The 13,092-nt window shown below is 75.9% G+C and carries 13 protein-coding genes; 5 read left to right on the plus strand and 8 right to left on the minus strand.

Translation table 11 applies throughout. The annotated features are described in order from the left end of the window. The first annotated feature begins 130 nt into the window (after positions 1-130). Genes PHK61_RS19810 through PHK61_RS19825 form a run of 4 tightly spaced genes read left to right on the plus strand, consistent with a single transcriptional unit; the run spans position 131 to position 4,516 of the window. Complete coding sequence (locus tag PHK61_RS19810; protein WP_274282741.1) at positions 131-1,324, plus strand: PP2C family protein-serine/threonine phosphatase; 1,194 nt, start codon at positions 131-133, stop codon at positions 1,322-1,324. Further along, a complete protein-coding gene (locus tag PHK61_RS19815; protein WP_274282742.1) occupies positions 1,321-3,060 on the plus strand; it encodes a sensor histidine kinase in 1,740 nt (579 codons plus the stop codon). The genes PHK61_RS19810 and PHK61_RS19815 overlap by 4 nt, the downstream gene beginning before the upstream one ends. Before the next feature lie 59 nt (positions 3,061-3,119). Continuing rightward, positions 3,120-3,494 carry a response regulator gene (locus tag PHK61_RS19820; protein ID WP_420791415.1) on the plus strand — a complete coding sequence of 125 codons (375 nt, stop codon included), beginning with the start codon at positions 3,120-3,122 and terminating at the stop codon, positions 3,492-3,494. A 50-nt stretch (positions 3,495-3,544) separates the two neighbouring features. Continuing rightward, positions 3,545-4,516, plus strand: coding sequence for a threonine aldolase family protein (locus tag PHK61_RS19825; RefSeq protein WP_420791416.1), 972 nt, complete (start codon positions 3,545-3,547; stop codon positions 4,514-4,516). A gap of 87 nt (positions 4,517-4,603) precedes the next feature. Here the strand turns inward: PHK61_RS19825 and PHK61_RS19830 are convergent, their stop codons facing one another. The 7 genes from PHK61_RS19830 to purD all read right to left on the minus strand — a co-directional run bounded on the left by PHK61_RS19830 (position 4,604) and on the right by purD (position 11,374). Continuing rightward, positions 4,604-5,389 carry a potassium channel family protein gene (locus PHK61_RS19830; RefSeq protein ID WP_274282745.1) on the minus strand — a complete coding sequence of 262 codons (786 nt, stop codon included), beginning with the start codon at positions 5,387-5,389 and terminating at the stop codon, positions 4,604-4,606. A 19-nt stretch (positions 5,390-5,408) separates the two neighbouring features. Next, positions 5,409-6,530 (minus strand): pyridoxal phosphate-dependent aminotransferase, encoded by a 1,122-nt coding sequence (locus tag PHK61_RS19835; protein ID WP_274282824.1) that lies wholly within the window; start codon positions 6,528-6,530, stop codon positions 5,409-5,411. 85 nt (positions 6,531-6,615) lie between these two features. Continuing rightward, complete coding sequence (locus tag PHK61_RS19840; protein WP_274282746.1) at positions 6,616-7,692, minus strand: transglycosylase SLT domain-containing protein; 1,077 nt, start codon at positions 7,690-7,692, stop codon at positions 6,616-6,618. Positions 7,693-7,695: 3 nt separating this feature from the next. Continuing rightward, positions 7,696-8,001 (minus strand): hypothetical protein, encoded by a 306-nt coding sequence (locus tag PHK61_RS19845; RefSeq protein ID WP_274282747.1) that lies wholly within the window; start codon positions 7,999-8,001, stop codon positions 7,696-7,698. 56 nt (positions 8,002-8,057) lie between these two features. Further along, positions 8,058-9,755 carry a transglycosylase SLT domain-containing protein gene (locus PHK61_RS19850; protein WP_274282748.1) on the minus strand — a complete coding sequence of 566 codons (1,698 nt, stop codon included), beginning with the start codon at positions 9,753-9,755 and terminating at the stop codon, positions 8,058-8,060. Between the two features lie 4 nt (positions 9,756-9,759). Continuing rightward, complete coding sequence (locus tag PHK61_RS19855) at positions 9,760-10,056, minus strand: hypothetical protein (RefSeq protein WP_274282749.1); 297 nt, start codon at positions 10,054-10,056, stop codon at positions 9,760-9,762. 49 nt (positions 10,057-10,105) lie between these two features. Beyond that, complete coding sequence (gene purD, locus PHK61_RS19860) at positions 10,106-11,374, minus strand: phosphoribosylamine--glycine ligase (protein ID WP_274282750.1); 1,269 nt, start codon at positions 11,372-11,374, stop codon at positions 10,106-10,108. 184 nt (positions 11,375-11,558) lie between these two features. On the opposite strand from purD, the gene PHK61_RS19865 reads away from it, so the two are divergent. Next, a complete protein-coding gene (locus PHK61_RS19865; protein WP_274282751.1) occupies positions 11,559-12,761 on the plus strand; it encodes a glycerophosphodiester phosphodiesterase in 1,203 nt (400 codons plus the stop codon). Here the strand turns inward: PHK61_RS19865 and PHK61_RS19870 are convergent, their stop codons facing one another. Next, entirely contained in the window at positions 12,762-13,061 is a 300-nt protein-coding gene (locus PHK61_RS19870; RefSeq protein ID WP_274282752.1) for a UBP-type zinc finger domain-containing protein, read from the minus strand. Between the last annotated feature and the right edge of the window lie 31 nt (positions 13,062-13,092).

Raw genomic sequence — 13,092 nt, forward strand, 5'->3', positions numbered from 1 at the left:
CGCGCCCGGACCGGGCACCCGGGCCTACTACGGTCGGGGCCCGCGAGCAGGTCCCGAACAGGTCGCCGAGCAGGTCACCGAGCAGGCCCGGAGCGGACCCGGAGCAGTCCCGGAGCAGGGAGGAGGACGCATGGAGCCGGTCGAACCGGACGCGTCCGCGCCGCTGCGGGTGCTGCTCGTCGAGGACGACGACGCCGACGCCGTCCTCGTCACCGAGCACTTCGCCGACGCCGACCTCACCGTGGACCTCGCGCGCGCCACCTCACTGGCGCAGGCCGAGACGCTGCTCGACGGCGAGGCCGAGGGCACCCCGGACTGCATCCTGCTCGACCTCGCCCTGCCCGACGCGCACGGCTTCGAGGGTCTGCGCCGCCTGCTGCACGTCGACGGCCCGGCGGTCCTCGTGCTCACCGGCCGCCGCGACGAGTCGCTCGGGGCCGACGCGGTGGGTGTCGGTGCGCAGGACTACCTGGTCAAGGACGCCGTCGACGGCCCGACGCTGGCGCGCGCCGTGCGCTACGCCGTCGAGCGCCGGCGCAGCGACCGGGTGCGCCGGGCCCTGCGCGACGCCCAGCTGCGCGCCGACGAGAACGCCCGCCTCGAGCGCGGCCTGCTCCCGACGCCGCTGCTCGACGACCCGGCCGTGCACATCCTCGCCCGCTACGAGCCCGGCACCGAGCAGACGCTGTTGGGCGGCGACTTCTACGACGTCGTGGAAGGCCCCGACGGCCGCCTGCACGTGGTGATCGGCGACGTCTGCGGCCACGGCCCGGACGAGGCGGCGCTCGGGGTGAGCCTGCGCATCGCCTGGCGCACCCTGGTGCTCTCGGGCATCGACCCCGACCGCGTCCTGCCGACGATGCACGAGCTGCTCGTCAGCGAGCGCAGTCACCCGACCCTGTTCACCACGCTCGCCACCGCGACCGTCGACGAGACCCGCGAGCGCCTCACGCTGCGGCTCGCCGGGCACCCGCCGCCCGCGCTCGTCGGCGAGGGCGACGACACCCACCTGCTGTCCACCGAGCGCCTCGGCGTGCCCCTCGGCATCGGCGCCGGCCGGACGTGGCCGCCGCTCGAGGTCGAGCTCCCGCCCAAGTGGGCCCTGCTGCTCTACACCGACGGGCTCATCGAGGGCCGCCAGGAGTCGGGCGAGGTGCTCTGGACCGACGGCCTGCAGGCGCTGCTGCGGGAGGTCACCACGGGACCGGCGCCGTGGCGCGACGACCCGGGGGCGATGCTGGACGCCGTGATGGAGCGCGTGCGGACCCTGTCGATGGCGCGGACCGACGACGTCGCGGCGGTCCTGCTGGTGTCCGACCGGTGACGGCGACCTCGACCGACACCGCCCCCGAGTCCGCGGCCGCCGCCGGAGCCGCGCCCCCGCGCCGGGGACGGCGCACCCTGCCGCGCCCGAGCCGCGCCGTGCGCGCGGGCCTGAGCCGCTGGTCGCTGGGCCGCATCCTCGGCGTCACCGGGGCGGTCGTGGCGGTGCTGCTCGTGGTCGCCGGGATCATCGGCGCCACCGGTCTCGCCGTGCTCAGCGACCGGCGGATCGAGCTCGTCGACCGGCTCGACCCCGCGCTCACCACCGCCCAGCAGCTCGACGCCGCCACCGTCGACCAGGAGACCGGCGTCCGCGGCTACGTGCTGGCGCCCAGCCCGGAGTTCCTCGTCCCCTACGAGCGGGGGCGCGCGGACGAGGCCCGGCTGATCGGCGAGCTGCGCCGGCTGGCGGCCGAGCAGCCCGCCGTCCTCGGCGACCTCGCGGCGGTCGAGGCCGCGACCGCCCGGTGGCGCGCCGTCTACGCCGACCCCACGCTCGCCGCCGTCGCGGCCGGCACGCCCGCCCCCTCGCCGGAGGTCGGGCGCGCCGCGTTCGACGACGTCCGCGCGGCGCTCGCCGTCGAGCGCGCCCGCCTGCTCGAGCAGCGCGACGACGCCCGCGACAACCTCGACGGCGCCGCGCGCACGCTCAGGGTCGTCGGCGCGGTCACCCTGCTCGGGCTCGCGCTCGGCATCGCCGGGCTGCTGCTGTGGCTGCGCCGCGTGGTCGTGGCGCCGACGCACCGGCTCGCCCGGGAGGTCCGCGAGGTGGTCAACGGCGACCTCGACCACTCGGTCGGTGCCGCCGGCCCCCGCGAGATCGCCGAGCTCGGCGAGGACGTCGAGGCCATGCGCGTGCTGATCGTGCGCGAGCTGGCCGACACCGAGCAGGCGCGCCAGGAGCTCGACGCGCGCAGCCGCGAGCTGGCGCGGTCCAACTCCGACCTCGAGCAGTTCGCCTACGTCGCGTCGCACGACCTGCAGGAACCGCTGCGCAAGGTGGCCAGCTTCTGTCAGCTCCTCCAGCGGCGGTACCAGGGCCAGCTCGACGAGCGCGCCGACCAGTACATCGAGTTCGCCGCCGACGGCGCCAAGCGCATGCAGGTGCTGATCAACGACCTGCTCGCGTTCTCGCGCGTCGGGCGCCAGGGCGAGCCGATGCGGCCGGTGGACCTCGGCGAGCTGGTCGACCGGGCCACCGAGAACGTGGCGCGCGCCCTCGAGGACGCCGACGGCCGCGTCGAGCACGGGGAGCTGCCGACCGTCCTCGGCGAGCCCGCCCTGCTCACCACCGTGTTCCAGAACCTGCTGGGCAACTCCCTGAAGTTCCGCGGCGAGGACCCGCCGCGGCTGCGGGTGGACGCCGAGCTCGATCCCGACGACCCCGGGCGCTGGCTGATCCGCTTCCGCGACAACGGCATCGGGATCGACGCCGAGTACGCCGAGAGGATCTTCGTGATCTTCCAGCGGCTGCACGCCAAGGACGCCTACCCCGGCACCGGGATCGGACTGGCGATGTGCCGCAAGATCGTCGAGCACCACGAGGGCACGATCTGGCTCGAACCCCCCGCCGACGGCGACCGCGGCCCCGGGACCACGTTCGTCGTGGCCCTGCCGGTCCTGTCCATCACGTCCAGCCCCGTCAGCACGACCCCGAGCAGCACCCCGAGCAGCACCCCGAGCAGCACCCCGAGCAGCACCCCGAGCAGCACCGCCGAACCGGAGGCCGCACCGTGACCGACCCGATCTCCGAGATCCACGTCCTGCTCGTCGAGGACGACCCCGGCGACGTGCTCATGACCCAGGAGGCGTTCGAGCACCACAAGCTGCGCAACCAGCTGCACGTCGCCGCCGACGGCGTCGAGGCGCTGGCGTTCCTGCGCGGCGAGGGCGAGTACGCCGACGCCCCACGCCCCGGGCTGATCCTGCTCGACCTCAACCTGCCGCGGAAGGACGGCCGCGAGGTGCTCGAGGAGGTCAAGAACGACGAGTCGCTGCGCAGCATCCCGGTGGTCGTGCTGACCACCTCGCAGGCCGAGGAGGACATCCTGCGCAGCTACAACCTCCACGCCAACGCCTACGTCGCCAAGCCGGTCGACTTCGAGCGGTTCATCGAGGTCATCCGCCAGATCGACGACTTCTTCGTCTCGGTGGTGAAGCTGCCGCGGTGAGCGAGTCCATCGACCTGCGCTCCGACACCGTCACCCGGCCCTCGCCGGCGATGCGCGAGGCCATGGCGAGCGCCGACGTCGGCGACGACGTCCTCGACGGCGACCCCACCCTCGCGGCACTGCAGGACCGCGTCGCCGACATCCTCGGCGTCGAGGCCGCGCTCTGGACGCCGACGGGGTGCATGGCCAACACCATCGCCCTGATGCACCACCTGACACGCGGTGACCGGTTCCTCGCGCCCGTGGGCGCGCACGTGCTCGAGGCGGAGCTGGGCACGGCCGCGTGGCTCGCGGGCGGGCTGCCCGCGCCGCTGACCCACGACGCCGGCCCGGGGCGGCCGACGCCGGCGGCGGTGCTGGCGGCCGCGGGGACGGCGGGCCCGTACTTCGGGCTGCGCACCTCGCTGCTGTGCCTGGAGAACACGCACAACGGGGCCGGCGGGGCCGTGACCCCGGTCGACGAGCACCGCGCCCTGGTCGCCGCCGCGCGCGACGCGGGGCTGGCGATCCACCTCGACGGCGCCCGGATCTGGCACGCGGCGTCGGCGCTCGGGGTCCCGGTCGCGTCGCTGGCGGCGGGCGTGGACACCGTCAGCGTGTGCCTCTCCAAGGGGCTCGGCGCGCCGATGGGGTCGGTGGTCGCCGGGTCGGCGGCGTTCGTCGAGGGCGCCTGGCGGCTGCGCAAGATGCTCGGCGGCGGCGTGCGCCAGGGCGGCGTGGTCGGCGCGGCCGGGCTCGTGGCACTCGACCAGGCGGGCGACCTCGCCGGCGACCACGCCCGTGCCGCCCGGCTGGCGTCCGGTCTGCAGGAGCTCGGCTGGCCGGTGATCGCCCCGGACACGAACATCGTCCTCGTCCCGACGTCCGCGCCGGCCCCGCTCGTGGCGTCGCTACTCGAGGCCGACGTGCGCGCGGTGCCCTTCGGCCCCGGCGTGCGCTTCGTGACCCACCGCGACATCGACGACGACATGATCGCGACGGTCCTCGACCGCGCCGCGACCGTCCCCGCGCCGGCCCCGTAGGGCTGCCCGCGGTACGAGCGATGCGGCATCGCTGGCATGTGACGCCAGGATCGCCACACGCTCGTCGGCGCGACACGCCGAGGACCGTCAGCCCGGCGCGGACTCGGTCGGGCGGTCGGGCGCGGACTCGAGGTCGTCGAGCCGCCGGCGCAGGTCGCGCAGCTCGGCGAGCAGTTCGGCGTGGCGCAGGTCCGCCGGGTCGGCGCGGGGCGGCGCGGCGACGGCCTCCGAGGCATCGCGGGCGCCGACCTGCTCGAGGAACCACGTCGCGATCGCGGCGGTCACGGTGCCGAGGACGGCGATCCCGGCGAGCATGAGACCGGCCGCGACGAGGCGGCCCTCGGTCGTCACCGGGGAGAGGTCGCCGTAGCCGACGGTCGTGATCGTCGTCAGCACCCACCACAGCGCGTCGCCGAAGGTCAGGATCGACGCCTCGGGCGCGTCGCGCTCGGCCTCGAACACCCCGAGCGCGGCGACCACGCTGAGCAGGGTGATCGAGACGATCAGGTAGCTGCCGACCCGGCCGCGGAAGTCGTCGCGCAGCACCCGCCCGAGGATCGAGATCGCGGCCACGAGGCGCAGCAGGCGCAGGAAGCGGAAGAACGGCGCCAGGACCACGAGCAGGTCGAGCGGGTGCCGGATGATGAACCGCCCCTTGCGTCGCGCCAGCACGATCCGCACGGCGTAGTCGACGACGAAGACCGCCCACAGCGCCCAGAGCGCGGCGTCCAGCCACCACCACGACACCTGTCCCGGCCGGGTCGCGAGCACCTGGACGGCGTAGACGACGAGGTAGAGCACCGCCAGGCCGGTCAGCGGGTAGTCGGTACGGCGCTCCCAGGCCTCCAGCCGTGCCTCGTCGTCCGGTCCCATGGCCACGGAGAGTAGGCGTCTAGAGCGTCGGGAACCAGCGTCCGAGTCGACCGATGCCCTCGCGCACGTCGGCGGTCGCGCCGGCGAAGGACAGGCGGATCCAGGAGTGGCCGTCGATCGGGTCGAAGTCGATGCCCGGGGCCACGGCGACGCCGGTCTCGGCGAGCATCCGCTGCCCGAACGCCAGGGTGTCGTCGGTGAGGTGGGCGACGTCGGCGTAGACGTAGAACGCCCCGTCGGCGGGCGCGAGACGGGTGACGCCCAGGTCCGGCAGGCCCTCGAGCAGCAGCCGGCGGTTGTGGGCGTAACGCTCGACGTGCCCGTCCGCCTCCGCGAGCGACGCCGGGGTGAACGCGCCCAGCGCCGCGTACTGCGCGGGCACGGGCGGGCAGACGGTGAAGTTGCCCGCGACCACGTCCACGGCCCGGCGCAGCCGTTCGGGCACGAGCAGCCAGCCCAGCCGCCAGCCGGTCATCGACCAGTACTTGGAGAACGACGTCACGACGATGGCCTCGCGCGACGTGCTCCAGGCGCTCGCGGTCGGCGGGGCGTCCCCGTACTCGATGCCGTGGTAGATCTCGTCGCTGATCAGCTGGACGCCGTGCTCCTCGCACCACCGGGCGAGCGCCGCCAGCTCGTCGGGCTCGATGACGCTGCCGGTCGGGTTGGCCGGGCTCGCGACGACGACGCCCTTGGGCACGCGGTCGAGCTCCTCGAGCATCGCGACGGTCGGCTGGAAGCGGGTCTCCTCGCCGCACGGCAGCTCGACGACGTCGCAGCCCAGCGCCGCGAGGATGTTGCGGTAGCAGGGGTAGCCGGGCCGGGCGAGCACGACCGTGTCGCCGACGTCGAACGCGGCGAGGAAGGCGAGCAGGAACCCGCCCGATCCGCCCGTGGTGACCACGACGTCCTCGCGGCGCACCGTGTCGTCGCCGTAGCGGGTCCGGTGGTGCGCGGCGATCGCGTCGCGGAGCTCGACGGTGCCGAGCGAGCTGGAGTAGCCGAGGATCTGCTCGTCCAGGGCCCGCGCGGCCGCGGCGCGGACGTCGACCGGCGCCGGGGTCGACGGCTGGCCCGCGGAGAGGTTGACGAGGTCGCCGTGCGTCCGCGCGCGCTCCCCCGCCGCCGCCCAGACGTCCATCACGTGGAACGGGGGGACCGTCGCCCGCACCGCCGGTCCAAGGCGCGCCAGAGTCGTCACCCGGCCACCCTGACACGGCGCCCGGTCAGTAGCCGACGTAGGCGTCGCCGCGGGCCTCGGCCTGTACGCCCGGCACCTGGGACACCGAGCCGTAGCGGTCGATCGCGTACCGGACGCCGGCGATGATGTTGTCGATCGGGTTCCGGATGTCGTCGTGGCCCGGGAGCTTGTGGGCGTCGAACGTCGGCCCGATCGTCTGCATCAGGCCCTGCGACGGCGTGCCCTTCGCGGCGTTGGAGTCCCAGTCGTTCACCGCGTTCGGGTCGCCGCCGGACTCGCGCTCGATGATCGTCGCGATCGCGGCCGGGTCCATCTTCTCCGGCGGGACCCCGGTGGCCGCCAGGATGGCCGTCGCCTGACGGATCCAGTCGCCGACCTCGCCCGGCGGGACCACGCCCGAGGCAACGACCGGCGCGCCGGAACCCGTCGGGGCATCGCTGCCCCTCCCCGAGCTGCTTCCGGGGCCGGCGGTCGCTGCGTCGGCGGGGTGCCGGGGCGGCGAGGTGCCGGGCGGCGGGGCCATCACCTCGGCGTCGGGACCCGCGAGCGCGCCGAACGCGCCGATCTCGTCGGCGACCCCGCGCAGGCGCCCGGCCGCGGCGGCGAGCTCCGCCTCGGCGCGCCGCACCGCGGCCCGCGCCGCCTCGGTCGGGCCGCGCACGGCGTCGCCGGCCATGCGGTCGGCGAGCTCGGGCGGGGCGTCCGGGGTGAGGGCCGCCCGGCGTGCGGCGCCCGCCAGCGCGAGGGCCTGCGCCGCCTGCTGGTCGACCTCGCGCTGCAGCCCCTCGAGCGTGGTGCCGATGCCCTCGAGCGTCGTCCCCGCCTCGGCGATCGCCCGGCGATCCTGCTCGCCGGCCGTCGCGAACGTCGCGACCCACGCGCCGAACGCCGCCGAGCCCGCGCCCTCCCAGCGTCCCTCGACCGCGGCCCGGCCCCGGTCCACCGCGCGCACCGAGCCCTCGACGCCGTCGCCGACCGCCAGCACCTGCGCCGCCGCGGCCCGGACCGCACCCGGATCGACGGTGCGCAGACGGGCGGCGATCGCGGCGAGCTCCGCGGCCGCGGGCTCCCCGGCGAGCTGGCCCTCGACGTCGCCCGGCACGGCTCAGGTCCCGCCCGCCGTGAGGGAGCGGGCGGCGAAGCGGTCGGTCTCCTGCATCACGCGCATCGTCGCGTCGAGCGCCCGGTCGGCCTCGCCGAGACGGGCGCCCGCGGACTCGAGGTCGCCGACCAGCGCCTTGTGCAGCGCCACGACCGCGTCGGCGAGCGCCGCCGATGCCGCCAGCGCGCCGAAGTCCGGCGTCGGGGTCGCCGCGAGGCGGTCGGCGAGGCCCGGCATCCGGGCCGACTCGCCCGCGACGGCCGTGCGTGCCTCCTCCAGCGCGCGGACGTGGAGATCGAGGTCGGCCATGTCCGGAACGGTAGGCGCGGACGCGCCGGCGCACGTGCCGTTCGGGAGAACCCGCGTCAGTAGCCGACGTAGGAGTCGCCACGGGCCACGGCCTCGACGCCGGGCACCTCCGACACCGAGCCGTACCGGGCGATCGCGTACCGGACCCCGGCGAGAATGTTGTCGACCGGATCGGTGATCTCCCCGTGCCCGTCGAGCTTGTACGCGTCGAACGTCGGCCCGATGGTCTGCATCAGCCCCTGCGACGGCGTGCCCTTGTCGGCGTTCGAGTCCCAGTTGTTGATCGCCTCGGGGTCGCCGCCGGACTCGTGGTCGATGATCGTGGCGATGTCGTCGGGGTCCATCTTGTCCACCGGCACGCCCTCGGCCTGCAGGATCGCCATGGCCTCGCGGATCCAGTCGCCGACCTGGCCCTTCGGGCCGCCCGCCGGGGGAGCCGGGGTCGCCGGGGTCGGAGCCGCGCCCGTCGTGTCTCCGCTGCCGGTCGATGCGCTCGTCACCGCTCCGCCCTCCGGGTCGCTGTCACGGGCGTCGTCGTCGGGTGGGTCGTCGTCGGGTGGGTCGTCGTCGCTGGACGGGTCACCCGCGCCGGACGCCTCGGAAACCGAGGCATCGTCCTGAGCCGACCCGCTCTCGACCTCGCTCTCGTCCCGGTCCGCCGCGGGCCCGGTGTCGCCCTCCTCCGTCGAATCGTCTCCGTCGGACGCTTCGGAGTCCGGAGCATCGTCCAGGTCCGCCGACGTGCCAGTGAACCCGTCATCGCCGGCGGCCGAGCCACCCTCGTCGGACGCTGCGACATCCGAAGCGTCACCGCCACCGGACCCGGCGGCACCGTCCAGGTCGGCCGACGTCCCGGTGAATCCGTCATCGCCGGTGGCCGAGCCATCCTCGTCGGACGCTGCGACATCCGAAGAATCTCCGCCGGCGGACTCGGACCCACCGGCGCCGTCCGAGGTCGAGTCGTCCCGGTCCGCTGCGTCGGACACCGGAGCGTCGCCACCCGACGGGTTCCCGCACCCGCCGGCCGGCGACGAGTCGAGCGACGACGTGTCCGTGACGTCGCCGGACCCCGCCCTCGCGAGATCGATCCCCTGGGCCCCGCCGGAGGCCGGGACCGTGGCGGCCGGTCCGGTACCGGACCCACCGAGGGGGCCGGCACCGGCGGGCGGGGCGACCGGGCGCACGTCCGGGGACGGGAGACGCGAGAACGCGGACAGCTCCCCCGCGAGCTCGCGCACGGCCACCGCGGCGTCGCCGAGGAGCGTCTCGGCCCGGACGACGGCGGCGCGCGCGGCGGCGGTCGGCTCGGCCAGGGCGCGGGCGACGTGGTGGTCGGCGAACGGGGCCCGCGCGGGGTCGGCAAGAGCCTCCGCCCGCGCACGCCGGGACGCGTCGAGCGCCCGGGACACGTGGCCGTCGACCTCGCGCCGCATGCCCGCGAGCTCCTGGCCGGCGCGGTCGATGCGCGCCCGGATGCGGCCGGTCGCGTCGAGGGTCCGCACCCCGGCGGCGCCGACGTCGCCGAGGTAGCCGGCCAGCGCGTCGGCACCTCGCCCTTGCCAGGCGGCGCGGATGTCGTCGCCGTGGCGGCCGAGCGTGCGCAGCGAGTCGTCGACGCCCTCGGCCATCGCCGCGAGCCCGCGTCCCATCTCGAGCAGGCCCTCCGGGTCCACCCGCTGGGCACGGGCGACCAGCGCGCTGAGCTCCTGCCCGCCCGGCTGCGCGGCGAGCTCGCCGACGGCGTCGAACGCCATGCCCTCAGGCCGCGGCCAGCGACGACGCCGCGTCGCGGTCGGCCGACGACACCGCCGTCAGGGCCGCGTCGAGGGCGCGGTCGACACCGTCGAGACGCGACCCCGCCGCCCCGAGCTCGGCGTCGAGCGCCCGCACGACCTCGTCCAGCGCGCCGACCATCGCCCCGGCCGCGGTCAGGTCGCCGAGTCCGGCGCGCGGCACCGTGACCCGGTCGATCATCGCCGGGAGGCGTCGCGCCTCCGCGGAGACGCCGGCGCGCGCCTGCTCGACGGCCGCCGGGCGCAGGACGAGGTCGGGCATGCGCGGAGAGTAGGTCGACGCCCCGCGCCGATGGGGCGCTTTCGGAGAATCAGGCGCGCACCGGCATGGCAACCCGTCCGGCGGCGGCGTCGCGGGCGATGTCGGTGCGGTGGTGGCCGCCGGGAAGGTGCACGGCGGCGAGGCGCTCGTAGGCGTCGGCGCGGGCGGCGTCGAGGTCGGCGCCGGTCCCGACGACCGACAGGACCCGCCCGCCGCTCGAGACCACGGCGCCGTCGTCGCGGCGCCGGGTGCCCGCGTGCAGGACGTTCGGGTCGTCGGCGCCGCGGATCACGTCGCCGGTCCGCACCGTGCCGGGGTAGCCCTCGGCGGCGACGACGACGGTGACGGCGGCGCCGTCCGACCAGGTCGGGGCGGGTTCGTCGGCGAGGCGCCCGTGCGCGGCCGCGGCGAGCAGCGAGGCCGCCGAGCTGCGCAGCAGGGCCAGCACGACCTGCGTCTCGGGGTCGCCGAAGCGGCAGTTGAACTCGATCACCTGCGGGCCGGACGACGTGAGGGCGAGCCCCGCGTAGAGCAGGCCCGAGAACGGCGCGCCACGGGCGGCGAGCTCGGTGACGACCGGGACGACGATCCGCTCGACCACCTCGTCCACGAGTCCCGCGGACGCCCAGGGCAGCGGCGCGTAGGCGCCCATCCCGCCCGTGTTCGGGCCGGCGTCGTCGTCACCGAGGCGCTTGAAGTCCTGGGCCGGCAGCAGCGGGACCACGGTCGTGCCGTCGACGACGCAGAACAATGACGCCTCGGGCCCGTCGAGGAACGACTCGAGCAGCACCGGGTGGCCGGCCTCGAGCACGGACGCGGCGTGGCGTCGGGCGGCCTCGAGGTCCTCGGTCACGAGCACGCCCTTGCCGGCGGCGAGCCCGTCGTCCTTGACCACCCACGGCGCCTCGAAGCGGGCGAGGGCGGCGTCGAGGCCGCCGGGGTTGTCGACCGACTCGCTGCGCGCGGTGGGCACTCCGGCGGCGGCCATGACGTCCTTCGCGAACGCCTTGGAGCCCTCGATGCGCGCCGCGGCCGCGGTCGGGCCGAAGCAGGGCACGCCGGCCACGCGCAGCGCGTCGCCGACGCCGGCGACCAGCGGGGCCTCGGGGCCGACGACGACGAGATCGGCGCGCCACCGCCGCGCGAGCGCGACGACCTGCTCGGGGTCGGTCGGGTCCGCGAGGCCGGGGTGCTCGGCCAGCGCCGCGGTGCCGGCGTTGCCGGGGGCGGCCGCGAGCGCCGTCACCCGCGGATCGCCGGCGAGGGCGTGCAGGAGGGCGTGTTCGCGGGCTCCGGAACCGATGACCAGGACGCGCACGGGCGACACGCTACGGGCACCCCCTGAGGCGCGAGCTGGCGGCGTGTCGCACGACGAGGATGTGGCGATCCTGGCGTCAGACGCCAGCGATGCCGCATCGCTCGCACAGACCGGCTCGCCCTGACGCCCCGCGTTCACCGGGGGCGGGTGGCGGGGTCGCGCGGGCCCCGGAACACTGCGCCCGATGACGATGCCGGGGCCCGCGTTCACCCGTCGCTCCGCGCTGTGGGGCGGGCTCGCCGCCGCCGGGGCGCTCGCCGCCGGGTGCGCCGACACGCCGGTCGCCGCCGGCCCCGCGGCACCCGCGCCGACCGGCGCCCCGCCCCCGAGCACGACGCCGTCCCCGTCCCCCGGCGGCACCGGCACCGCGCCCGGCGGACCCGACCGGATCCTGGTGGTCGGCCACCGCGGCGCCTCGGGCTACCGGCCGGAGCACACGCTCGCCGCCTACGAGCTCGCGATCCGCATGGGCGCCGACGCCGTCGACGTCGACCTCGTGCCCACCCGCGACGGGGTGCTCGTCGCGCGCCACGAGCCCGAGATCGGCGGCACGACGAACGTCGCGACCCGGCCCGAGTTCGCCGCGCGCCGCACCACGAAGGAGATCGACGGCACCACGGCGACCGGCTGGTTCACCACCGACTTCACGCTCGCCGAGATCCGCACGCTGCGGGCGGTGGAGCGCATCCCCGAGACCCGCCCGCACAACACGCTCTACGACGGCCGCTTCCCCGTCGTCACGTTCGACGAGGTCCTCGACCTGCTCGACCGCCTCGCCGCCGAGCTGCGCCGCCCCGTGGGCGTGCTGCCCGAGGTCAAGCACTCGACCTACTTCGCGAGCCTCGGCCTGCCCGTCGAGCCCGCGCTCGTCGACACCCTGCGCCGGCGCGGTCGGGACCGCGCGGACTCCGGAGTGATCATCCAGTCGTTCGAGACCGCGAACCTGCGGGCGCTCAAGGGGCAGGTCGGGTGCCCGCTGCTCCAGCTCGTGGACTCGGCGGGCACGCGCCCGGCCGACGTCGTCGCCGCGAACGACCCGCGGACCTCCGACGCGCTGCTCACCCCGCAGGGCCTGCGCGACGTCGCCACGTACGCGACCTGGCTCGGCCCGAGCAAGGAGTGGATCGTCCCGCTGGGACCGGACGACGCCGCCGGCGCCCCGACCGGGCTGGTCCAGGACGCCCACGCCGCGAGCCTGCGGGTCATGCCCTACACGTTCCGCAACGAGAACGAGTTCCTGCCCCTGCAGCGCCGCCGCGGCGGAGCGGGCGCGCCGAAGGACACCTACGGCGACGCGTTCGGCGAGTACGAGCAGTTCGTCGCCGTCGGCGTCGACGCCGTGTTCAGCGACGACCCGGACACCGCGCTGACCGCCGTCAGCCCCTGATCAGGGCGCCAGACGCCGGTCGACGTAGCACCAGCGCCACGTCTCGTCCGGCTCGTGCGAGCGCATCACCGGGTGGCCGGTGTCCTCGTGGTGCTTGGACGCGTGCCGGTACGGGCTGGAGTCGCAGCAGGCGACGTGCCCGCACTCGACGCACTTGCGCAGGTGGGCCCACGCGGTGGAGCCCTCGGCCCGGCAGTCGGGGCAGATCAGCGTCTCGCCGTCGCGGGCGACCGCGTCGGGCGCCGGGTCGGCGGCCGGACCGTCGGTGCCGATGGTCAGGAGGTGTTCGCAGGCGCCCACCCGACCGATCCTAGGCGACGGGAACGCCAGG

Origin of the sequence: Actinomycetospora lutea (assembly GCF_028737205.1) — a bacterium.
GTDB classification, from domain to species: Bacteria; Actinomycetota; Actinomycetes; order Mycobacteriales; family Pseudonocardiaceae; genus Actinomycetospora; species Actinomycetospora lutea.

Coding starts and splice junctions, on each gene's coding strand:
- PHK61_RS19830 (WP_274282745.1), bottom strand. CDS start 5,389: ATGGGACCGGACGACGAGGCACGGCTGGAGGCCTGGGAGCGCCGTACC.
- PHK61_RS19850 (WP_274282748.1), bottom strand. CDS start 9,755: ATGGCGTTCGACGCCGTCGGCGAGCTCGCCGCGCAGCCGGGCGGGCAG.
- PHK61_RS19820 (WP_420791415.1), top strand. CDS start 3,120: ATGACCCAGGAGGCGTTCGAGCACCACAAGCTGCGCAACCAGCTGCAC.
- PHK61_RS19825 (WP_420791416.1), top strand. CDS start 3,545: ATGCGCGAGGCCATGGCGAGCGCCGACGTCGGCGACGACGTCCTCGAC.
- PHK61_RS19855 (WP_274282749.1), bottom strand. CDS start 10,056: ATGCCCGACCTCGTCCTGCGCCCGGCGGCCGTCGAGCAGGCGCGCGCC.
- PHK61_RS19865 (WP_274282751.1), top strand. CDS start 11,559: ATGACGATGCCGGGGCCCGCGTTCACCCGTCGCTCCGCGCTGTGGGGC.
- PHK61_RS19845 (WP_274282747.1), bottom strand. CDS start 8,001: ATGGCCGACCTCGATCTCCACGTCCGCGCGCTGGAGGAGGCACGCACG.
- PHK61_RS19835 (WP_274282824.1), bottom strand. CDS start 6,530: ATGGACGTCTGGGCGGCGGCGGGGGAGCGCGCGCGGACGCACGGCGAC.
- PHK61_RS19810 (WP_274282741.1), top strand. CDS start 131: ATGGAGCCGGTCGAACCGGACGCGTCCGCGCCGCTGCGGGTGCTGCTC.